Source organism: Bradyrhizobium sp. NBAIM01 (genome assembly GCF_020194115.1).
Taxonomy (GTDB): Bacteria; Pseudomonadota; Alphaproteobacteria; order Rhizobiales; family Xanthobacteraceae; genus Bradyrhizobium; species Bradyrhizobium yuanmingense.
Genome location: NZ_JADYVU010000003.1, coordinates 60,238 through 81,259 on the forward strand (window position 1 = coordinate 60,238; position 21,022 = coordinate 81,259).

At 63.9% G+C, this 21,022-nt stretch carries 24 protein-coding genes; 9 read left to right on the plus strand and 15 right to left on the minus strand.

Annotated features, from left to right (window positions below):
- Positions 1-535 precede the first annotated feature (535 nt).
- The 4 genes from gfa to xoxF5 form a co-directional block, all read right to left on the minus strand.
- The gene (gene gfa / locus I6F31_RS11050) at positions 536-1,099 is read right to left on the minus strand and encodes an S-(hydroxymethyl)glutathione synthase (protein WP_036007953.1); all 564 of its coding nucleotides are present in this window, start codon (positions 1,097-1,099) and stop codon (positions 536-538) included.
- Between the two features lie 31 nt (positions 1,100-1,130).
- On the minus strand, positions 1,131-2,240 hold the full coding sequence (locus tag I6F31_RS11055) for an S-(hydroxymethyl)glutathione dehydrogenase/class III alcohol dehydrogenase (RefSeq protein WP_027574628.1): 1,110 nt from the start codon (positions 2,238-2,240) through the stop codon (positions 1,131-1,133).
- Positions 2,241-2,300: 60 nt separating this feature from the next.
- Positions 2,301-2,792, minus strand: a complete 492-nt coding sequence (locus I6F31_RS11060) for a c-type cytochrome, methanol metabolism-related (RefSeq protein WP_036007993.1) — start codon at positions 2,790-2,792, stop codon at positions 2,301-2,303.
- 113 nt (positions 2,793-2,905) lie between these two features.
- Complete coding sequence (xoxF5, locus tag I6F31_RS11065) at positions 2,906-4,711, minus strand: lanthanide-dependent methanol dehydrogenase XoxF5 (protein WP_036029357.1); 1,806 nt, start codon at positions 4,709-4,711, stop codon at positions 2,906-2,908.
- 514 nt (positions 4,712-5,225) lie between these two features.
- Here xoxF5 and I6F31_RS11070 point away from each other — a divergent pair.
- Complete coding sequence (locus I6F31_RS11070; protein ID WP_025037738.1) at positions 5,226-6,194, plus strand: helix-turn-helix domain-containing protein; 969 nt, start codon at positions 5,226-5,228, stop codon at positions 6,192-6,194.
- Positions 6,195-6,249: 55 nt separating this feature from the next.
- Here the strand turns inward: I6F31_RS11070 and I6F31_RS11075 are convergent, their stop codons facing one another.
- The 4 genes from I6F31_RS11075 to I6F31_RS11090 all read right to left on the minus strand — a co-directional run bounded on the left by I6F31_RS11075 (position 6,250) and on the right by I6F31_RS11090 (position 10,306).
- Complete coding sequence (locus tag I6F31_RS11075) at positions 6,250-7,239, minus strand: tripartite tricarboxylate transporter substrate binding protein (RefSeq protein WP_225152320.1); 990 nt, start codon at positions 7,237-7,239, stop codon at positions 6,250-6,252.
- Between the two features lie 111 nt (positions 7,240-7,350).
- Positions 7,351-8,280, minus strand: a complete 930-nt coding sequence (locus tag I6F31_RS11080) for a transporter substrate-binding domain-containing protein (RefSeq protein ID WP_036007940.1) — start codon at positions 8,278-8,280, stop codon at positions 7,351-7,353.
- A complete protein-coding gene (locus I6F31_RS11085) occupies positions 8,277-8,630 on the minus strand; it encodes a cytochrome c (RefSeq protein WP_036007938.1) in 354 nt (117 codons plus the stop codon). The genes I6F31_RS11080 and I6F31_RS11085 overlap by 4 nt, the downstream gene beginning before the upstream one ends.
- An 11-nt stretch (positions 8,631-8,641) precedes the next feature.
- A complete protein-coding gene (locus I6F31_RS11090; protein ID WP_109142933.1) occupies positions 8,642-10,306 on the minus strand; it encodes a methanol/ethanol family PQQ-dependent dehydrogenase in 1,665 nt (554 codons plus the stop codon).
- A 319-nt stretch (positions 10,307-10,625) separates the two neighbouring features.
- Between I6F31_RS11090 and I6F31_RS11095 the strand changes: the two genes are divergently transcribed.
- The 5 genes from I6F31_RS11095 to I6F31_RS11115 all read left to right on the plus strand — a co-directional run bounded on the left by I6F31_RS11095 (position 10,626) and on the right by I6F31_RS11115 (position 13,325).
- Entirely contained in the window at positions 10,626-11,018 is a 393-nt protein-coding gene (locus tag I6F31_RS11095) for an EF-hand domain-containing protein (RefSeq protein ID WP_036007934.1), read from the plus strand.
- Complete coding sequence (locus I6F31_RS11100) at positions 11,015-11,500, plus strand: hypothetical protein (RefSeq protein WP_225127670.1); 486 nt, start codon at positions 11,015-11,017, stop codon at positions 11,498-11,500. The genes I6F31_RS11095 and I6F31_RS11100 overlap by 4 nt, the downstream gene beginning before the upstream one ends.
- A 218-nt stretch (positions 11,501-11,718) precedes the next feature.
- Positions 11,719-11,799, plus strand: coding sequence for a pyrroloquinoline quinone precursor peptide PqqA (pqqA, locus tag I6F31_RS11105; RefSeq protein WP_008562446.1), 81 nt, complete (start codon positions 11,719-11,721; stop codon positions 11,797-11,799).
- Between the two features lie 228 nt (positions 11,800-12,027).
- The gene (locus tag I6F31_RS11110) at positions 12,028-12,897 is read left to right on the plus strand and encodes a hypothetical protein (protein WP_225185398.1); all 870 of its coding nucleotides are present in this window, start codon (positions 12,028-12,030) and stop codon (positions 12,895-12,897) included.
- Between the two features lie 218 nt (positions 12,898-13,115).
- The gene (locus I6F31_RS11115) at positions 13,116-13,325 is read left to right on the plus strand and encodes a hypothetical protein (protein ID WP_036007926.1); all 210 of its coding nucleotides are present in this window, start codon (positions 13,116-13,118) and stop codon (positions 13,323-13,325) included.
- A 22-nt stretch (positions 13,326-13,347) separates the two neighbouring features.
- Here the strand turns inward: I6F31_RS11115 and I6F31_RS11120 are convergent, their stop codons facing one another.
- Genes I6F31_RS11120 through I6F31_RS11140 form a run of 5 tightly spaced genes read right to left on the minus strand, consistent with a single transcriptional unit; the run spans position 13,348 to position 17,009 of the window.
- Positions 13,348-13,695: a hypothetical protein gene (locus I6F31_RS11120; protein ID WP_225131824.1), complete on the minus strand. Its 348-nt coding sequence runs from the start codon at positions 13,693-13,695 to the stop codon at positions 13,348-13,350.
- 25 nt (positions 13,696-13,720) lie between these two features.
- Complete coding sequence (locus tag I6F31_RS11125; protein ID WP_225127874.1) at positions 13,721-14,530, minus strand: pentapeptide repeat-containing protein; 810 nt, start codon at positions 14,528-14,530, stop codon at positions 13,721-13,723.
- Between the two features lie 47 nt (positions 14,531-14,577).
- The gene (locus I6F31_RS11130; protein WP_225185399.1) at positions 14,578-15,306 is read right to left on the minus strand and encodes an ATP-binding cassette domain-containing protein; all 729 of its coding nucleotides are present in this window, start codon (positions 15,304-15,306) and stop codon (positions 14,578-14,580) included.
- Positions 15,296-16,033 carry an ABC transporter permease subunit gene (locus I6F31_RS11135; RefSeq protein ID WP_036007920.1) on the minus strand — a complete coding sequence of 246 codons (738 nt, stop codon included), beginning with the start codon at positions 16,031-16,033 and terminating at the stop codon, positions 15,296-15,298. The genes I6F31_RS11130 and I6F31_RS11135 overlap by 11 nt, the downstream gene beginning before the upstream one ends.
- 1 nt (position 16,034) lies before the next feature.
- Entirely contained in the window at positions 16,035-17,009 is a 975-nt protein-coding gene (locus I6F31_RS11140; protein WP_109142937.1) for an ABC transporter substrate-binding protein, read from the minus strand.
- Between the two features lie 87 nt (positions 17,010-17,096).
- Here I6F31_RS11140 and I6F31_RS11145 point away from each other — a divergent pair, with 87 nt between their 5' ends.
- Positions 17,097-17,456, plus strand: a complete 360-nt coding sequence (locus I6F31_RS11145; protein WP_109142938.1) for a hypothetical protein — start codon at positions 17,097-17,099, stop codon at positions 17,454-17,456.
- 202 nt (positions 17,457-17,658) lie between these two features.
- Here I6F31_RS11145 and I6F31_RS11150 read toward each other — a convergent pair whose 3' ends face one another.
- Together I6F31_RS11150 and I6F31_RS11155 are read right to left on the minus strand one after the other, a co-directional pair.
- Complete coding sequence (locus I6F31_RS11150; protein ID WP_225185400.1) at positions 17,659-18,474, minus strand: quinoprotein dehydrogenase-associated SoxYZ-like carrier; 816 nt, start codon at positions 18,472-18,474, stop codon at positions 17,659-17,661.
- A 54-nt stretch (positions 18,475-18,528) separates the two neighbouring features.
- Positions 18,529-19,452, minus strand: coding sequence for a quinoprotein relay system zinc metallohydrolase 2 (locus I6F31_RS11155; RefSeq protein WP_225112025.1), 924 nt, complete (start codon positions 19,450-19,452; stop codon positions 18,529-18,531).
- Positions 19,453-19,578: 126 nt separating this feature from the next.
- Between I6F31_RS11155 and I6F31_RS11160 the strand changes: the two genes are divergently transcribed.
- The gene (locus I6F31_RS11160) at positions 19,579-20,463 is read left to right on the plus strand and encodes a substrate-binding domain-containing protein (RefSeq protein ID WP_225185401.1); all 885 of its coding nucleotides are present in this window, start codon (positions 19,579-19,581) and stop codon (positions 20,461-20,463) included.
- Complete coding sequence (locus I6F31_RS11165) at positions 20,460-21,017, plus strand: PQQ-dependent catabolism-associated CXXCW motif protein (protein WP_036042023.1); 558 nt, start codon at positions 20,460-20,462, stop codon at positions 21,015-21,017. The genes I6F31_RS11160 and I6F31_RS11165 overlap by 4 nt, the downstream gene beginning before the upstream one ends.
- Positions 21,018-21,022 lie beyond the last annotated feature (5 nt).

Genomic DNA, 21,022 nt, shown 5'->3' on the forward strand with positions numbered 1-21,022 from the left:
CCGGAGGGAGGCAGGAACGCAGGTAGCGATGTCTGGATGTGCTCGATACCTCCCGTTTTCTTCTTAATTGATTGTACGTCGTGCGGCATCGTGACGGCGCGACCCTAGCAGAGATCGCGCCGACCCGGCGTTCACAGCCGAGTGTTCTCACCGGGAAAAGATTGCATCGACGGTTTGTCAAAAGCAGGGCGCGTCATCCGCCACGTTGCCTATCAAATGGACGCAACGAAAAAAGCTTCGTCCGCCGGCTGCACCGAACGGACGAAGCAGTAGGCCTCAGTCGAGGGAGGGAGAACGCAGAGCACCGCGAACTTCAAGCAGGAAGCGGACGGTCCTGCGCAGTCATTCAGAGACCAGGACTGAGGAGCCGATGGTCCTCACCCACGCGTGGTGCAGAAGCGGCGGCATCGCGCCGCGGTGGTCCCGGCAGCGGGGCCCGTGAGGCTCGCTGGCGGCAACGAACGCCAGCGAGTTGCAGATGGTGTAGCCAAGATCCGGCGGCCGGCCAGTTCAGGCGGGCGTCCAGGCAGTCTTCCTAAGCGGCTTTGGCCTTCGCGACATGGGTCGCGATCGCGTCCATCAGGGGCGGGGACAGGCAGTCATAGGGCTCGAGGCCGATCTCCTTCAGCCGCGAACGGATGCCGGCCATCTGCTCGGGCTTCACACCCGATTCGATCACGGAGGAAACGAAGGCGGCGAATTGCGGCGCCTGCGAGCCCTGCTCCTGGAACAGTTCGGGATGGATGAAGTCGAGGCCGTAGAACGGATGGTTCTTGTTCTCGATCCGGCCGTACATGTGCGTGCCGCAGGCCTTGCAGGCGTAACGCTGGATCACCGCGGAGGGGTCGACGATCTGGAGCTTGTCGCCGTTCTCGAGCACGGTGACGTTCTGGCGCGGCACGACGGCGACGACGGAGAAGGTCGCGCCCTGCGGCTTCCAGCACTTGGTGCAGCCACAGGCGTGATTGTGGGCGACGTCGCCCTTGATGCCGACCTTCACCGGGTGGTCGCTGCATTTGCAGGCCAGCGTGCCGCCGGCGAAGCTGCCGCTGCCTTGCTTGATGCCGTTGTCGATCGAGGGATGGAGTGCAACAGTCATGGTCGATCCTCCTTGGTGTGACGTTTTCGAGCTAGAACACGACGACTGAACGGATGGATTTGCCCTCGTGCATGAGGTCAAAGCCCTTGTTGATCTCCTCGAGCTTGAGCACGTGGGTGATCATCGGATCGATCTGGATCTTTCCGTTCATGTACCAGTCGACGATCTTCGGCACGTCGGTGCGCCCGCGCGCGCCGCCGAAGGCCGTGCCGCGCCAGTTGCGGCCGGTGACGAGCTGGAACGGGCGGGTGGCGATCTCCTTGCCGGCCTCGGCGACGCCGATGATGATCGAGGTGCCCCAGCCGCGATGGCAGGCCTCCAGTGCCTGGCGCATCACGGTGGTGTTGCCGGTGCAGTCGAAGGTGTAGTCGGCGCCGCCGTCGGTGAGGCCGACGAGGTGCTGAACGATGTCGCCGGTGATCTTCTTCGGGTTGACGAAGTCGGTCATGCCGAACCTGCGACCCCATTCCTCCTTGGAATCGTTGATGTCGACGCCGATGATCTTGTCGGCGCCGGCCATCTTGGCGCCCTGGATGACGTTGAGGCCGATGCCGCCGAGGCCGAACACGACCACGTTGGAGCCTGGCGTCACCTTGGCGGTGTTGACGACGGCGCCGACGCCGGTGGTGACGCCGCAGCCGATGTAGCAGCTCTTGTCGAACGGCGCGTCCTCGCGGATCTTGGCGACCGCGATCTCGGGCAGCACGGTGAAGTTCGAGAAGGTCGAGCAACCCATGTAGTGGTAGATCGGCTTGCCCTTGTAGGAGAAACGGCTGGTGCCGTCGGGCATCACGCCCTTGCCCTGCGTCGCGCGGATCGCGGTGCAGAGATTGGTTTTCTGGCTGAGGCAGCTTTTGCACTGCCGGCATTCCGGCGTGTAGAGCGGGATGACGTGATCGCCCGGTTTCACCGAGGTCACGCCGGGGCCGATCTCGCGGATGATGCCGGCTCCCTCATGTCCCAGGATCGACGGGAAGATTCCCTCGCTGTCGAAGCCGTCGAGCGTGTAGGCGTCGGTATGGCAGATGCCCGTCGCCTTGATCTCGACCAGGACTTCGCCGGCCTTCGGGCCTTCCAGATCGACCTCGACGATCTCGAGCGGCTTCTTGGCTTCGAAAGCAACGGCGGCACGTGTCTTCATCGGTAGCTCCTCAAATTCTCATCAGGCGCCAAGAAGTAGTCCTGGCAGCCCTCGTAACGTTCATTTCTTGCCCATGCAGGCGTCTTCAGCCTGGGTATAGGCCTCCGTCTTCTCCTCCTTTTTCGCAGGACGCTGCCGGCCCAAGGCGTCGGTGGAGCGCGCGCGGAGATAGACGTAGAGATCGTCCATGTAGCAGGCGACGTTCGGGTTGTCGCCGAAGGCCGGCATGACGTTCTCCTGCGCGGCCGAGATGTTCTTGCGGCCGGAGGCGACCACGCCGAGGAAGTCGCCGTAGCTCATCGACTTCACGGAATCCCTCAGCGCCGGCGCGTATGTCGATCCCATGCCGTCGGGGCCGTGACACACGTGACAGTCCGAATGATAGCGGCGGTATCCGGAATAGGTGAACCAGTCCACGGTGCCGTCGGCCGAAATCTTGTAGGTCGGGTTTCCGTCCTTATCGAGCCACTTTCCGTCGTCTTCCTTCTTCACGGCGGTCGGGTCGCCCGGACCCTCTGCGACCGCGCTTCCTCCGGACACAACGAAGATCATCATCACAGCAATGACAGAGCAGATTTGACGCAAGAGATTGTTCCTCGGTCGGCATTCGGTGGAGACGAGCCGGCGCGTGGAGCGATCCACGCGCCGGAGCGATGCTGACGGGTTTAGTTCGGCAGCGAGAACACGGTCAGGGTACCGCCGAGCGCCGTGTAGTTGCTGAGGGCCGCGTAGCCGCCGACCGCACCGAGGCCTGCGGTCGGGTCGGTCAGGCCTGCCGCCAGTCCGATGCCGGCCCAGCCGCCCACGCCGGAGAGAATGGCAATGTATTGCTTGCCATTGTTCTCATAGGTGGTGACGTTGCCGATGATGCCCGAGGGAGTCTTGAACTTGTAGAGCTCCTTGCCGGTCTTGGCGTCGACCGCCTTCAGGTAGCCTTCGAGCGTGCCGTAGAACACCACGCCCCCGGCGGTTGCGAGCGCACCCGACCAGACCGAGAACTGCTCCTTGTTCGACCAGACGATCTTGCCGGTCTTGTTGTCCCAGGCGATGAAGTTGCCCATGTGGCTTTCGCCCTGCGGCGGATACATCGAGAGCGTCGCACCCACATAGGGCTGACCCGCGGTGTAGCTCACCTTGAACGGCTCATAGTCCATGCAGACGTGGTTGGTCGGAACGTAGAACAGCTGCGTGTCCGGCGAGTAGGCTGCCGGCTGCTGGTCCTTGGTGCCGAGCGCGGCCGGGCAGATGCCCTTTGTGTTCTTGTCCTCTCCGCCGTGCTCGGTCGAGTATTGTGCGACGACCTTGGGACGGCCGTAGGTCGGCGAGTTCTTGTCCATGTCGACGCCGCTGGTCCAGTTCACCTTCGGGTCGTACTTCTCGGCGACCAGCAGTTCGCCGCTCTCGCGGTCCATCGTGTAGGCGAGGCCGTTGCGGTCGAAGTGCGTCAGCAGCTTGCGGTTCTGACCGTTGATCTGCTGATCGCTGAGGATCATTTCGTTGACGCCGTCATAGTCCCATTCGTCGTGGGGCGTCATCTGGTAGACCCACTTCGCCATGCCGGTGTCGGCATCGCGGGCGAAGATCGCCATCGACCATTTGTTGTCGCCGGGACGCTGCTTCGGGTTCCAGGTCGAGGGATTGCCCGACCCGTAATAGACGAGGTTCAGAGCGGGATCGTAGGAGATCCAGCCCCAGGTGCAGCCGCCGCCGATCTTCCACTGATCGCCCTGCCAGCTCTTCAGCGAAGAGTCCGGGCCGACCGGCTTGCCGAGCGAGGTCGTCTTCGCCGGATCGACCTTGATCTGATCATCCGGGCCTGTGGAATAGGCGCGCCAGACCTGCTTGCCGGATTTGAGGTCGTATGCGGTGACATGGCACTGCACGCCGAACTCGCCGCCGGAGATGCCGACCAGGACCTTGTCCTTGACGACCAGCGCAGACGACGTGCCGGTCTCGCCCTTCGCGGGATTGCCGTTGGTCGCCGACCAGGCCACCTGGCCGGTCTTGGCGTCGAGCGCGACGAGGTTGGTGTCGGCCTGATGCAGGATGATCTTGCCGTCGCCATAGGACAGGCCGCGGTTGACGGTGTCGCAGCACATAACGGGGATGACGTTGGGATCCTGCTTCGGCTCGTATTTCCAAACGATCTTGTTCTCTTGCGAAAGGTCAATGGCGTAGACCTTGTTCGGGAACGGCGTATGGACGTACATCATGTTGCCGATGATCAGCGGGCCGCCTTCGTGGCCACGCAGTACGCCAGTCGAGAAGGTCCAGGCAACTTGGAGTTTCCCGACATTCTGTGCGTTGATCTGGTTTAGCTTCGAATAGCGGGTATTGGCGTAGTCGCCCGCCGGCATCACCCAGTCTTTCGGGTTTTGCGACATCTTGATCAGTTCGTCATTTGCTGAAGCGCTGCCGACGGCGAGAGCCGCCGCCGAACCAAGACAGGTCGCCAGAAGCACCTTGCGCATAGTCATTCCTCCGTTGGTCTCGTTTATTATTTCCGAAGCATTGCTCAATCGCCGGGCTTCTCGTCCGGCGTCTGCTCGTGCAGGGCGGTCACGATGGGGACCAGAAACGATGCTGTGCTGTTTCCTCCTCCTGATGAGAGCCACGGGTCCACGTGCAGGAGCGGCCCGTTCTTGTTGTTCCTGCCGCAATCCCTAACGGCTTCGCCATCGGGAAACTTGCCCAAGAGCGAAGGCGGTTTGCTCGACAGCGCACGGAGGTGAAGATTTTGATTTTGCAGTAGCGAATTCAGCGGCTTCGGTGCGCCCTCGAGGCCGGCCTCGGCGCTCAGGTTCCCCTTGACGGCGCTGCAACTAAGGCGGAGGATTAAGTTTCAAGAGTGGCAATGGAACGATGGCGCTCGTTGCAAGAGACCGCTCAAATGCGAGGTAAACGTCACGCAATCACGGCTGAGGGCTCCGGCAGCGCTGGTTGCGATTCGCGCCGAACCTCCGGATCAAATCAGTGGCTGGATTAATGTCCGACACCATTCACACGCTCTCGACGACCGGAATGACGCCGAAGCGGCAGATCCAGAGCTGGATCGACGGGCTCACGAGCCTGTGCGGGCATTTCGACGTCGATCCGCTGGAAGCGTCCTCGCTCGAAGGTCGCATCGATTACACCACGGTCTCGCGCCTGAAGCTCTGCCAGATCGAGGTCAGCCAGCATCGCATCGCGCACACGCTGGCGCGCGCCAAGGCCAATGAACACCCGTACATAAAAATCCACTTCCAGACCTACGGCGTGTCTTATTTCGAACAAGAAGGCCGTCACATCGAGATCAATCCGGGCGACATCATCGCCTATGACGTCTCCTGTCCACATTCGATCATCAGTCCCGCCTTTACCCGTCACGACGTGGTGATCGTGCCGAAGGCGCTGCTGCGCGACCGCGGATTCCCGTCGCAGCGGATGCCGGCGTGCAAATTGACGGCGAAGACGGGGACCGGGCGGATCGCCCACGATTTCGTCCATGCCACCTTCGACGAGGCGGCAAAGCTGTCGGCCAACAGCGCGGTCGGCGTCGCCGATTCGCTGATCGACCTGTTGCTGCTGCCGCTGCGCGAAGCCGACACGATGTTCGATCGTGTCGGGCCCGAAGCGATGTATGTGCGCGCCCAGTTCTTCATCCGGGAGCACTTGCGCGACCCGGATCTGTGCATCGACCAGATCTCGGCCGAGCTCGGTTGCTCCAAGCGCTATCTGCACATGCTGTTCTCGGAGCGCGGCACCACGGTGAGCGACTACATCTGGCAGGCGCGGCTGCAGAACTGCCGCCAGGAGCTCGAGGCCCACGCCGGCAAGACTATTACCGACGTCGCCTTCTCCTGGGGGTTCTCCAGCTCATCGCATTTCAGCCGGGTGTTCCGAAAATACTTCGGCGTGGTGCCGTCCTCGATCCACAAGGCACAGCAGGGCGCGGCGAGCTCGGGCGAGCATTAGACGCGGTTTTTCCAGAAGCGGCGAGGCCGTCCTTCCGATGCGCCCAACTTTCTGATCAGGCCGGCTCGAGGCCCAACGACTTCGCGCTCTCGATCCAGATCGGCAGCTCGCGCTGGTACAGCGCATTAGTCTCCTTGAAGCCGATCGCGGGCTCGAGCACGAAAGTCGAGAGAACCTCCTTCACTTTCGGATCGGTGTTGGCGGCGACGCAGAGCTCGGCCAGGCGGTCGACGACGGCTTGCGGCGTCGCCTTGGGCACGGCCCAGCCGGTAAATCCGCTCACGGTGAAGAATTTCGACGTCGCGCCCTGCTCGGGAAGGGTCTTGATCGCGGGGATCGCATCGACCTTCTTCGAATGCACGGCGAACACCGTGCCGCGGTCGCTTTGCAGGACCGACTGCGCGGCCGTGTAGCTGCCCATCGCGGCATCGAGGGTGCCTTCCAGCATTCCCGTCCACATCGGCGCCTCGCCGCGATAATGCACCGGCTCGATGTTGAGACCGTACTGCTTGTTGAGCTCGTTGACGGTCATGTGCGGGGCCGAGCCCGCGCTGTAGGTGCCGAAATTCACCTTGCCGCTATTGCGCGCGAAGGCGACGAAATCCTCCAGCGTCTTGACCCCGGTTTTCGGGTTCGCGACCAGCAACAGGCCCGCGCCGGGAATGACGCTGACGAGCGTCAGATCCTTGTCCATGTCGTAGCCGGGATTTTTCATCACCACCCGGTTCATGATGTAGGTGGTCGAGATCGAGCACAGGATGGTGTGGCCGTCGGGCTCGGCGCGGGCGACTTCCGCCGTCCCGATCGCGCCGGAGGCGCCGGGCTTGTTCTCGATGACGACGGTCTTGCCGACCTGCTTGGAGATGAACTCGCCATAGGCGCGCGCGAGCAGGTCGGTCTGGCCGCCGGCGGGATAGCTGCAGATCATGCGAATCTGCCGCGCCGGCCAGCCGCCCTGTGCCGATGCGCCGCGCGCGACGAACGGCATCGCCAGTGCACCGGTACCGGCGGCGATGAAGTGGCGGCGATCGAGCTTGGCGGACATGATTCTCTCCCTGATTTTTGCCGAACCTACTGCATCAGGCCGTCGCTGCCATGGGCCGCAGGCGAGACAGATTGGCGCATTGGCTCGCACTGCGTTCGGGCCGCGGGAGCCTCACCGCTGGATGATCTTCGTCCAGACATCGCCGAGGATCGCGGGCTCGCGCGGCGGCAGATAGGTGAGGCCGGCCTGCTTGCCGAATTCGGCGATCTTGCCCGAAGCCGTGAGCTCCGTCAGCGCCTTGTTGACGGCCGCGATCAGCGCGCCATCGCTGGCGAGCCCGACATAGCCGCGATTGGCTCCGATCGGATAATAGTAGCCGGACGCCGTGATCGCCGTGTCCGGGTGCGCGGCGCGATGGGCGTCGAAGCGGGCAAGATCGATCAGCGTCGCGTCATGGTCGCCGCGCTCGAGTCCGCCGAGGAGATCGTCGCGGCCGGGGACGAGATGGGTGATGTTGTCGATCAGGCGCCCCTTGTCGAAGGTCATCAGGATGGCGTCGCCGAGCGATCCGCTTTCGATGGCGAGACGAAGGCCGGCGAGATCGCCGATGTCGCCGACCTTGCGCCCGCGGGCCTTTGGCCCCAGCACCACCGTCATCGGCGAATAGATGTAGGGCTGGCTCGGCGCGAGCACGCCGAGCGGGACGCGGCGCCGCCGATCGTCGCGCGTGGCGCCGGCGAAACCCGGCAAGCGCGCCGTCTTCATCCCGGGTGCGACAAGCGAATCCTGCGTCAGCGCGTAGCCGCCGACCAGCGAGCAGCGCCCGTCCGAGAGCAACGCATTGGCCTCGAGCTGCGGGCTCGAATCCTCATCCAGCCTGCTCTCGAACCACTGGATCTTCAGCGGGCGTCCCATCCGCTCGGCGATCGCCTGCGCCAGCAGCACGTCGAAGCCGGCATCCGGCTTGTCGCGGCGATGCACCGAGAGCGGCGGCCGGTCCTCGTCGAGACAGACCTTCAGAGGATCGTCGGCTGCGAGAGCGACCGACGCCATCGCGGACAGAACGGCCGCAACGCTCCAGGCAACGCGCCGGCCCCTCATGGCTTCCTCCGGCTGGAGACGAACGCCCAGAGGTTTCCGATCTCGTCGTCGCTGAGAATGTCGGCCCAGGGTGGCATCTTGTTGTTCTTGCCGTTCTTCACCGTGGTGACGAAGCGCGTCTTGTCGTCGGGAATGGCACGCAGATCCGGCGTGACGGTGCCGGAATTCATCAGATTGGGGCCGTGGCAGTGGGAGCATTTCGAGGCGTAGGTCGACTTACCATGGTCGATCTGCGCCTGCATGGTATTGCCGGTGGTGTCATCGGCGCGGGCGGTCGCCGCATGCGCGACCGAGAGCACCGCGACGGCGGCGATCATCGCCGCCGTCTTGTGAGAGATCACTTTCAGCATCGTACCCGTGTTTACTGCTTGACCGCAAAGACCCACAGCGAGCCGCCGGGCGGCACGTTGGCAAGCCGCTCGTCGCCGGAGAACAGCGAGTAGACGCCGCCATAGCCGCTCGTCACGGCGACATACTGCACGCCGTCCTGCTGCCAAGTCACCGGCTGTCCCTCGATGCCGGAGCCGGTCTGGAACTGCCAGAGCTTCTTGCCGGTGTCGGCGTCGAAGGCCTCGAACTCGCCGGTCAGCGCGCCAGAGAATACGACGCCTCCGGCCGTCGAGAGCACGCCGGAGAAGCGCGGAATGTCGCTCGGCGCTTCCCATTTCGATTTGCCGGTCATGGGATCGATAGCCTTGAGATGGCCGCGCGGCCCGTCGCCGTATTCCCAGAGGTCGGTCAGGTCCATGCCGAGGTACCATTCGCCCTGCTTGTAGGTGACGGGCTCGGTCTTGTACCTGCCGCCGAAGGCGAGCGTGTTGGCATAGGCGAGGCCGGTCTGCGGATTGAACGACATCGGCTCCCAGTTCTTGCCGCCGAGGATCGAGGGATACACCGTCACCTTCTTGCCCTCGCGTGCGTCCTTCGAGATGTCGGTCTCGATCGGACGTCCGGTCTTCATGTCGATGCCGGTCGCCCAATTCACCTTCACGTAAGGATTAGCCGCGAGCAGCTTCCCGTTGGTGCGGTCGAGCACGTAGAAGAAGCCGTTGCGGTTGGCATTCATCAGCGTCTTGGTCGGCTTGCCCTCGATGTTCACGTCGGCGAGCACCATCTCGGCCACGGCGTCGTAGTCGAACGGATTGTTCGGCGAGAACTGGTAGTGCCACTTGATCTTGCCGGTCTTGGGATCCAGCGCCAGCACGGAGCAGGTGTAGAGATTGTCGCCGGGGCGCACCGCCGAGTTGAACGGGCCGGGATTGCCGGTGCCCCAATACACCGTGTTCAGCTCGGCGTCATAAGAGCCCGTGATCCAGGTCGAGCCGCCGCCGAGCTTCCAGGTGTCGCCCTTCCAGGTGTCGCCGCCGGGCTCGTCCGGCGAGGGGATCGAGTGGGTTCGCCAGAGATGCTTGCCAGTCGCCGGATCCCAGCCGTCGATGAAGCCGCGGGTGCCGAATTCGGCGCCGGAAATGCCGGTGATGACGACGCCGTCGGCAACGAGCGGGGCCACCGTCATCGAATAGCCTTCCTTGATGTCGGCTGCCTTCTGCCGCCACAGCTCCTTGCCGTTCTTGGCGTCGATGGCAACCACGTGGGCATCGAGCGTCGTACGGAACAGCTTGCCCTCGTGAATCGCGACGCCGCGGTTAATGATGCCGCAGCAGACGATTCGCGGCGTCTCCGCCGGATATTCGATCTTGCTCTTCCAGATCTGCTTGCCGGTCTTGGCATCGACCGCCATCGTGGCATTGTGCGAGGTGACGTAGATGACGCCCTGATAGACGATTGGCTGTGATTCCTCGCTCCGATCGTCATTGAAGCTGTAATTCCAGATTGGGACGAGATTCTTGACCGTATCCTTGTTGATCTGCTTCAGCGTCGAGAAGCGCTGGAGATTGTAGCCCATTCCGTAATTGAGAACGTTCGATGTGTCGGTCGCACCCTTGACCAGCTGCTCGGTGGTTTGTGCATTTGCACAGGTTGACGCAAGCATGACGAGGCTCGCGGCCATCGCAAAGCGTTTCATCCGTTCCTCCCAAAATGCGCGCCTTTTGACGCTGCGGCTGCAACACTCCGTCGGAAACCAAAACGCGTCAATACGAAAGTCGTAACTGCCGTGCCGATATCGTCGGCGGTCACCCTGACGGAAACCTGACAAAGGCAACTCCAACTTGTGCGCAGACGCTGAGAAATTCCGCGACGCGAAGCACTATTGGGAGCAGGGCAATGCATCTCTACCGGTTGTGACGCGCGCAAGTTGCAGGTCCGGACTTGAACCGAGGGCCGCTTGCGGGTTTATCTCGGCTCTGCCCCATTGATCTGGGGGCTATGTCAGGGAGGTCTCGATGATTTCGGCTCGCTCGATTGCCCTTGCACTTGTGATTGCACTTTCGGCCGGTCCGGCGTGGTCGGCCTCCGGCAATGCGGTCAAGTTGTTCGACACCGACAATGACGGCACGCTCGATCTTGCCGAGGTGAAGAAGGTGGCCGCCGCCTCGTTCGCAAAGCTCGATCCCGATCGCGACGGCACGCTCGATGCGCGCGAATTGCGTGGACGGTTGAGCGCGAAAGAACTCGCCGCGGCAGACCCCGACCGCGACGGGACCCTCACCCTCGACGAATATCTGTCGGTGGTCGAGCAGCGTTTCAACGCAGCCAATCCCGACAAGGATGGAACGCTGGATGCGAAGGAGCTGAATTCGCGTGCCGGGCGCGCGCTCGTACGATTGCTCCGGTGAAGCGCCGCAAGCGGAACGGGCATGACGGGCGTAACGTTTGCGATCATTCCGGCCTGACGCTCGGGAACATCGGGCTGCTCGGCCTGTTTCTCCGCATGTCCTGCCGGCGCCGGGGCTGCGCTGCGGGAGAAAAGGAGATGCAAATGAATACGAAGCGTTCCCTTCTTGCTGCCTGCGCAATCCTGACGCTGAGCGCCGGGGTTGCGGTCGCCGGTCCCTGCAACACCGGCAGCGCCAGCACCGACAAGACCGACAAGGATGCCGGTTCTGGCCCTGTCACCGTGGGCTCCGCGCAATCGCACACGTCCGGTTCGGCGAGCGATAGCAGCCAGCATCCGCCGACCAGCACGATGAACCGGGCCAGCGGTGAATCGCCGGCGTCGTCCGAGGATGCGCAGCGGCAAATGCAGAGCGAGCCGACGGCGGCTCAGCGCGCCGCGGGCGCCAAGCCGAATGCCGAAATGGCCGACAAGGACTGCTGACGGCACCGTTGTCGATTGGACGCGCGGTGCATTGCACAAGGCGGTGTCTCGCTGGTCGTGTTTGACCAGGAGGGAACTTGCTTTGTCCGAGAGAGAAATTGCGGCCGCGAAGTATCGGCACAGACGTGACGGCAGTCGAATCGAGGCTTGAACTGCACTCGACGCAGCCCTAGGTTTTTCGCCGCGCGATGTCGCGCTCAATACCTTGGGAGACCCGAATGGCTTGGAAAGCTCCGAAGATCGTGGAAGTGCCGGTCGGCATGGAAATCAACATGTACGCCTGCGCCTCGCGCAAGTAAGACCGACGACCTGCCGCGGCTTCGATGGCAAACGCCGTCGGAGCCGTGGCAGTGTCGGATCTGCGCCTCGCCGTGCTCCATGCTTTGCGGATCGCGCGAAAGCCGCACGTGGAGGGGCTTCAATTCTTTCCCCGCAAAATTTCGACCGTGCTTTGCGGCAGTGTGTTACGCTGACGCCCGGTCAGCGCTGCTGCCGGATCACAGCGGCGCGCGCCTTTGGGGCACGGGATGGGCGGCAGAGCCTGCAAGTTCTGGACGGTGATCGTGTGCGCGATCGTGCTGGCGCCGGCGCGCAGCAGCGCCGAGGCAGGTTTTGATACCGAGCACATCTTCGGCTTCATGATCGGCACCGATATCGGCAATGTCGGCGAGCGCGAATTCCAGACCCAGACGACGGGGCGCTTCGGCAAAGGCGGGGGCGCTTATCGCGCCCTTGAACATGAGGTCGAGATCGAGGTCGTGCCGCTGCCGAATTTTCGTGTCGAGGTCGGCGGCACCGCCAGCTTGCACCACATCACCGGCGTCCCTGATATAGACGACCGCCGCCAGTTCAACTTCCAGGGCATCTCGCTTGACCTGCGCTATCGCCTGCTCGACCGCGAGCGCGCACCATTCGGCTTCACGATTGCGGCCGAGCTCCACGGCGACCGCATCGACGAGACCAGCGGCGCGAACGGGCGGATGTACGGCACCGAATTCACGCTCGCCTTCGACCGCGAACTCATTCCGAACTTCGCCATCGGCGCCCTCAACCTGATCTACCAGCCGGAATGGGCGCGCTTCGAGATTGGAGGGGCATCCGAGAAGAGCTCGACGATCGGGGCCGCGTTTGCCGGCCTGGTTCGCGTGCGGCCCAATGTGCTGCTTGGCGGCGAGATGCGCTACTTCCGGCAATATGAGGGCATCGGCCTTAGCGAGTTCTCAGGCCAGGCCCTGTTTGTCGGCCCCACCGCCTATTTCCAGCTCTCCGAGCGTTCCCGGCTCACCGCAAGCTGGAGCATGCAGGCCTGGGGGCGCCCGGCCGGCTCAGGCGGCAATCTCGACCTCGTCAATTTCGAGCGGCATCAGGCGCGATTGGTGTTCGGCGTGAACTTCTAACACGGAAGGTCGTCATGCTCGGGCTTCTCCCGGCTACGCGGCCGAAGCCGCTTCGGCGAGGCGACGGCCCGGGCATCCACGTTCTTTGTTCCACGAGGCAAGGCGTGGATGGCCGAGCCCGGCCATGACGAGGCTTCGGCGCTATGAAACTTCCCCCTCCTTCGCGCGTAGCTTCATGTGCTAATCTCTCCATCGCCCCCTTGCGAGAGGATCCCGGCATGAACCCGATTGACCTGGTGGTGACTGTGTGCGCGGTGCTCTCGCCTGCGACCTGCGAGGAGCGGCATCTGGTGTTCCACTATTCCGGGTCGCCGCGGCAATGCGCGATGGCCGCGCCGCCCTATATCGCGCAATGGGTCGGTGAGCATCCGAAGTGGCACGCGGTGAAGTGGCGCTGCGAATATCCGCACCCGAACGACAAGGCGTGAGCTGCCAGAATCGGTTCGAACGCTACTTGGTGCAGTCCTTCAGATCCTTGTCCGCAATCGAGAACACTGCATCCGCCTTGATCTCGATATCGCGGACGACGCACTGCCGTGCATTGGGGTAACTGACCCTGGCGTCGTAGCGGCCGGGCTCGACGCCGGTGATGCGCAACCGCTCGTCGTGGTCGACCTCCTTGTCCTTGTCATTCAGGCACTGGTTCGGACCCCAGTCGGTCTTGCCGGCGGGTGCGAGCTGGAAGCCGGAGATGGTCTCCGTCGTGAGATTCCAGAGCCTTATGCCCTTGCCCTTGGTCTGCGCGGCGGCTTCGCCGGCAAGCGTCAACAACGCGATCAAAGCAAGAACCCCACGCATCAGCCAGTCCTCCCAAAGGGCGCCGTCATTCCTTGATCAGGCGCTCGCGGTTCTTTGCCTTGTCGAAATTCTTGGCGCGGTCAAGCCCGTTTGGTGCGATCAGCTTCGCCGAGACGAGATCGGCGCCGTCGAAATCGGCGTCGATGACGATGGCGCCGGTCAGATCGGCTCCGCCGAGTTGGGCGTTTTTCAGTGATGCGCCGCTCAGATCGGCGCCCCTGAGGACTGCGAATTCGAGGTCGACGCGCGACAAATCGGCGTTGCGCGCGTTCAGCCGTTCCAGCTTGGCGGATCTCAGCACCGCGCGCATCAGTCCCATCGACTGGTTGCGCATATCGGCGCCGAGATTCGCGTCCGCGATCGAGGCGCCGACCAGGCTTGCGCCGGTGAGGTCGGCAGCGATGCGCGCTCCTGACAGGTTCGCACCGTCGAGACGCGCGCGGGCCATTTGCGAGGCGAATAGATTGGCGCCCTTCAGGCTTGCGCCGGTAAGATCCGCATCCAGCAGCCACGCCTGATCGAGGATCGCACCGTCCAGCCGGGCGTCTCGAAGTATTGTCTTGTTGAGCCGCGCGGCGCGGAGAACCGTGTTGGACAGGTCCAGCCCCGAGAGATCGAGACCCGACAGGCGTTTGCCGGTGAAATCGGCAGGCTGCTTTGGGCTCGCTTTGGCCAACATGGCCTCGACCTCCGGCCTCGTCATTTCAGCCGAGACCATCGCGGGGGAGGTGAGGTCGACGCCACGCATCATGTCCTGCGCGCCCGCCGTCACCGCAACGAGTGCGAGGCTAAGCGCTGCAAGACCAAGCGTTGCGAAGGCGACTGTTCGTGTCATCATCAGCTCCGCCGCCCGCTAATCTAGCACGTCCGCCAGGCGACCGGCTATGAGGCATCTCGCTCAGTGCGGTCGCCTTGAGTTCGTTGCGCGAGGCCGGCCTTGATCGCCGCAATCTCGGCTTCGCCGCGTGTGTCGCGCGGGATGCCGATAGGCACCTCGGCCACGATCCGCGCTGGTCGCGGCGACAGGAAGAACAGCCGGTCGCCCAGGCGCACTGCATCGTCCAGGCTGTGTGTTACCAAAAGCGTCATCACCGGCCGGCTCGCGACGAGCGTTGCAATTTCATCGCGCAAGCGTCCGGCGAGAGCGTCATCGAGCGATGCCAACGGTTCGTCGAGCACCAGAATATCCGGCTCGACGGCAAAGGCGCGGGCGAGCGCCACGCGCCGCGCCAAACCCAGCGAGAGCTCACCGGGATAGTGGTCGCGATGCGCTTCCAGCTCCAAAATCCTGAAGAGCTCGGCGAGCCTGGCATCAGCGACATCGGGCGCAGCCAGCCGTACATTCTGCTCGACCGAGCGCCACGGCAGCAGGCGCGGCTCCTGGAACACCATGCCGATCCGCGCCTCCGGCGGTCGCGCGACGTGGCCTGCAAAGTCGTGGTCCAGTCCCAGGATGATACGCAGCATCGTGCTCTTGCCGCAGCCGGAGGGGCCGATCAGCACGCCGACCTCGCCGGATTGCAGCGCGAACTTGACGGGCGCCAGAACCTCGTGCGTTCCGCCCGCCGCACTCCTGAAAGTCTTGCCCGTGATATCGACCTCAAGCCGCACGGGGCCGCCACCTATTTGCGCGGGCTTCGAACGGCTGCACCAGCAAGGTTTCGATGACGAGCACGACGGCGGCGAAGGTGAGGGAATAGGCCAGCAGCCGCGGCGTGTCGAACAGCTGGAAGGCGACGCCGATCTCGAAGCCGACGCCGTTCGGCCGCCCCAGCAGCTCGGCGACGAGCACGATCTTCCACACCAGCGACAGGCCGGAGCGGGCCGAGGCCGCGATATAGGGCGCCAGTTGCGGCAGCACGACGTGGCGGAAGGCGCGCCAGCGCGGCATTGCGAACACGCTCGCCATCTCGTCGAGCGAACGGTCGAGCGCGCGCGTGCCCTCGCGCAGGGTGACGATGGCGGTCGGCAGCTTGTTGATGGCAATCGCCGCGATCGCGGCGGCCTCGGTGAGGCCAGCCCAGATATAGGCCAGCACGATCACGACCAAGGCGGGCAGGTTGAGCAGCAGGATCAGCCAGGGATCGCCGAGCCGGTCGGCGAGCTTCACCCGGCCCATCAAATAGCCGATGGCACTGCCGAGCGACATCGCGAGTGTGAAGGCGAGCGCGACGCGCGCCAGCGTGGCGCCGAGATGCAGGAACAGCGCGCCGCTTGATGCTTCCGCGATCATCACCTGAAGCACCGCCGGCGGGGAGGGCAGCTTTGCGCCGCCGACCGCGAGCGCGGCAATCCACCAGATCGCGAGGAACAGGGCGAACGACAGCAGGCGCAGCACCTCAGTCTCCGGGGACTGCGTGATAGAAGGTGCCGGGGTCGAGCTCGGCTGCGGGGCCGACGAGGTCGCGGCCGCCGATCTCGGCCAGCACGCGGTAGAGTACGCGCGCGTCCTTTTCCTCGTCATCGATGCTCCGGCGCGGAATGCCGTCGCGGTAGCGCTCGCGGTAGGTCCTGAGCAGGGCAGGATCCGTCGTGCCGGTGAGCGGCGCGACCTTGTCCCAGGCCGCATCCGAGGTCGCCAGCAACTCCTTGGCCTTGCGGGTCATCGCGATGAAGCGCGCGACGGCCTCCTTATGGCTCGCGGCCCAGCTCTCATCGAAGACATAGCCGACCGCGGCGACCGCGCCTTTGGCACCCAGCTTCGGCAAGATGTCCTCGATGCCGGTCAGGCGCCTGAAACCCTTGGCCTCGAGCTGGGCGCAGAAATTCCAGAAGTTGAGGCTCGCATCCATCTCGCCGTCCAGCGCCTTGGCGGCGATCAGCGGCGGGGCACCGTAGACGATGGTTGCTTCCGACTTGAGGTCGATGCCGTCCTGCTTCATCCGCGCCTGCAGCAGCAGCCAGCTCTTGTCGATCGCCCCGCCGGCGACCGCGAGCTTGCGGCCCTTGAGGTCGGCGAGCGTCTTGATCGGCGATGAGGCCGGCACCATCACGGCGCCGAGCGCGCTGGAATAGGGATAGAAGGTGAGCTTCGCACCGAGCGTGCGCTCGCGCGACACCCACAGCCAGTCCGACAGGATGATGTCGGCGCTGCCGGCGCGCATCGCGATCTTGCCGGCCTCGGTGCTCGCGAGCTCGGTGACCTCCAGCGCCAGGCCGGCCTCCTTGTCGAGGCCGGCGCTTCGGATCGCGGCCAGCTCCCACGAGAATGTTCCGGTCTTCTGCACCGCAAGGCGGATTGTGTCCGCAGCGCCGGCAGGTGCGGCTAGCGCCAGCACCGTTGCGAGCGCCCAAATTCGCGCCAAAACTGTCATCACCTTGTGAGCCGTTTCCTCTGACAGAGTGCTTTTCAGCACAATACGCATAGCATAGCCTTGGTCGCAACCAGCGGGAGGACGCGCATGGATCTGGCCGGACGGCTACGACCGATTGTCGCCGCATTGACGGCGCTCGCTGCCAGCGTATGCGTGGCACGGGCCGAAGAGGCCAATGATTATCCCACCGCGGCGCGCGCGGAATACGTCTATGGCTGCATGAAGGCCAACGGCGAGACGCGCTCCGCGATCGAGCAATGTTCCTGCTCCATCGACGTGGTCGCCTCGATCATACCCTACGAGCGCTATGTTACCGCCGAGACCGCGCTCAGCATGTCGCAAGTGCGCGGCGATCTCGGCGTGCAGTTTCGCACCTCGGAGCAGGCCAACTCGGCGGTGAATGACTTAAGGCGCGCGCAGGCGGAAGCCGAGGTGAGGTGTTTTTAGCTATCGCGGCACAGACGGTGCGATCTTCCTTCTCCCCTTGTGGGAGAAGGTGTCGCGATGCGCCGGATGAGGGGTTCTATCGGCATATTCCAGCATGAGAGGCAGGTGGGCGCGGAAACATACCCCTCACCCGTCTCGCCGCTACGCGGCGATCCACCCTCTCCCGCAAGGGGAAGGGGGCTTCAGCGCAAGTCTGACGAAACTAAGTCCCCGGCTTCTCCACATCCCATTCATTGCGGAACACATGCCCTTCCGTATCCTTGGCCTCTGCACGAAAGCGCTTGGCGCCGTTGGAGACATAGGTGAAGCGCAGGTTGGGATCTTCCGAGATCGAGATGCCGCCTTCCATCGACAGCACGGGGCTATCGTCCTGCGTCAATCTGAGCTGGTTGATGAAGAAGGCGGGGATATAGAGCTGCGTGACCTGGTCCATCTGCAGGCCGGAATTGTTGGGATGGCCGATCATGATCTGCGCTTCGCGCAACCGGCTTGCCGGACCCTCTTCACGGGCGAATTGCCGGTAGCGCATCTGGCCGAGCCGGTTCTTGGCTTCCTCCACGTTCTTTGCAGCCGGCGCCGAGCAGCCGCCAGAGGCCTTCACATAGACTTTCGAGACGTAGAGCTGGCCGTCGCTGAGCTCGGCGACCGCGTGCACGTCGGTGTAATTGTTGACGCGCACACGGGTGGAGATTTCCGTGACATTGGCCTCCGGCCCGAGCTCGAACTTCGCGGCCATCGGCGCGGGATTGCGGTCGATCACCAGCGTGATCGAACGGATGCGTCTGCTGTCGCCGGGCGACAGCTTGCTGCGCAGCGTCACCGGCACGATGGCGGCATCCTCGGCGCGATAGGGCATCTCGATGCCGATGACCTCGGCGCCGTCGTTCATCGGCCGGTTGCTGAAGATGTCCTGCACCAGGCCCGGCCAGGGATCGTAGGCCTCCGCCTGCGCCGGCACGGCGAAGGCGATGCCGAGGAGCAGGGCGAACAGGGGCAGGCGGCGTGTGCATGCCGTCATGGTTATGCTCCTCGGTTTACGTGAAGCTGATCTCCTGCCAGCGTAGCGCGCCCGCTATTCCCATTCAATTTCCGAAAATGCTGCAGTTGCGTTGCGGGCGTTGTAGTCCTCGAACAGCTGCCAGTGCGGCCGCTCGTCCGCGGCCGCCTTGTCCGCAGCGGCGCGGATCGGCGCGCCCCTCTTGTTCAGGGCGCGGACGTCGGACAGCAGCGTTGACAGGTAACGTCGTTGATCGCTCAGCGCCGCTGGCCAGTCGCTCACAGGACCGTGACCGGGAACAACGCGCAGCGCCGGGATCGTCTCCAACTCTTTCAGCGTGGCGAGCCAGCCGCGAATGCTGCCGTCCATCACCGGAATGTGGCCGAGAAAGACGAGATCGCCGGCAAGCAGGGTTTTGGTGCTCTCGTCGAACACGGTCAGATCGTTGTCGCTGTGCCCGGCCGGCCAAGCGCGCAAGGTCAAGCGGCGCGAGCCCAGATCGAGCGTGAGCGTGTCCGTTACGAGCAGGGTCGGCGGTACGATCTTCACGGGATCGATCAGCTCGGGGCCCATGAGGCGCCTGAAATTGTCGAGATAGAAGGGCCCGCGGCTCGCCAGCGCCTGCGGCAGCTTGCTGTGGCCGACGAAGCTGGTTCCCTCTGCCATGAAGGCAGCATTGCCGAAGACATGGTCGGGATGGCCATGGGTGTTGATGACATAGCGGATCGGCTTTTGCGTGCGCGCTCGTACCGCCGCCAGCAGCGCCTCGCCTTCGCGCAGGCTGCCGCCAGTGTCGATCACGGCCACCGCGTCACCTCCAATGATGAAGCCGATATTGGCGATGCCGCCTTCATTCTCGCGGCTCATCAGCGCTATGGCCCCGGAGTGTACGAAGATTCCCGGCGCGACTTCGCTCACAGGCAATTCGCCCGCCCCGGCGCGTGCTAGCGTAGCTGTTACCAGGGACAAGGCTGCGATCACGAGAGCGATGCGAGACACTTTTCCGCCTCAGTTCAAAGGATTGGCCTCATTGCACTGCAACAAAGCAAAGCCGGCAAAAGTTGGCACACGTGGCGCGTCATGCGTTGCATGGATTACATTCAAACAAAACGAGGAGGAAGCGCGATGACGCAGGCCGGACGACATCGTCGCTGGTGGTTTTCACTCTGGATCGTGATCGCATCATGTGCGTATGGCGATCTCGCCATCGCGCAGACCAACGAGACCGGAGATCTCTCATTCGAGCTGGTCGACCCGAAGGTGCTGCGCGTCTGCGCCGACCCGCGCAACCTGCCGTTCTCGAACGAGAAGGGCGAGGGCTTCGAGAACAAGCTCGCCGAGTTTCTGGCGGACAAGCTGCAGAAGAAGCTGGACTACGTGTTCTTCCCGCAGGCCGCCGGCTTCGTGCGCATGACGTTGGGTGCGCATCGCTGCGACGTCATCATGGGCTACCCGCAGGGCGACGACCTCGTGCAGGGCACCAATCCCTACTACCGCACGACCTATGCACTGGTTGCGAAGACCGGCAGCGGGCTCGAGGACGTCGACACGCTGCAGGACGCACGCCTGAAAGGTAAGCATATCGGCATCGTCGCCGGCACGCCGCCGGCGACCAATATGGCGTTGGCAGGCCTGATGGGCGATGCAAAGCCCTATCAGCTGATGATCGACACGCGCTTCGACAATTCCGCGCAGGCGATGATCGACGACCTCGCTGCCGGCAAGATCGACGCCGGCGTGCTCTGGGGACCGATGGCCGGCTATTATGCGAAGAAAGCCGGCCCCTCGCTGCACGTCATGCCGCTGGTCAAGGAGACCACCGGGTCCAAGCTGGTCTATCGCATCGGCATGGGCGTGCGACCCGCCGACCAGAACTGGAAGCGGCAGCTCAACCGGTTGATCCAGGAGAACCAGGGCGAGATCAACAAGATCCTGCTCGATTTCGGCGTGCCGCTGCTGGACGAGAACAACCGGCCGCTCGGCGCGGAGACGGCCAAGAAGGCGCCATGAGCCGGCCGCTTGCCGCTGCGTTCGTCGTTGCCTTGCTCGTGGCCCCGGCGTCGGCGCAGCAGCAGGAGCCGTTCGAGCCCGAGGGATATCGTACCGACAATTATCGCGCGCCGGTGCCGGCGACGCTCGCTGGCGCGCGCGTGCTCACGACCGGCGAGGCGGAGGCGATCTGGCGCGCGAACAGCGGCACCTTCGTTGACGTGATGCCGCGCGCGCCGAAACCAAAGAACCTTCCTGTGAGCACGGTGTGGCGTGACGCGCCGCGCAGGAACATTCCGGGCAGCTTCTGGCTGCCGGACACCGGCTACGGCAACTTGCCGCCCGCCATGGACGATTATCTTCAGCGTGGCCTCGCGCGCGCCTCACGCGGCGACAAGGCCGCGCTGCTGGTGATCTATTGCCTCGCCGATTGCTGGATGTCCTGGAACGCGGCGAAGCGTGCGCTCGCTTACGGCTATGCCAACATCGCCTGGTATCCTGACGGCACCGACGGCTGGGAGGGCGCCAAACTCCCGACGGAGGACGCGCAGCCTGAGCCGCGCCCGGACCAGTAAATGAC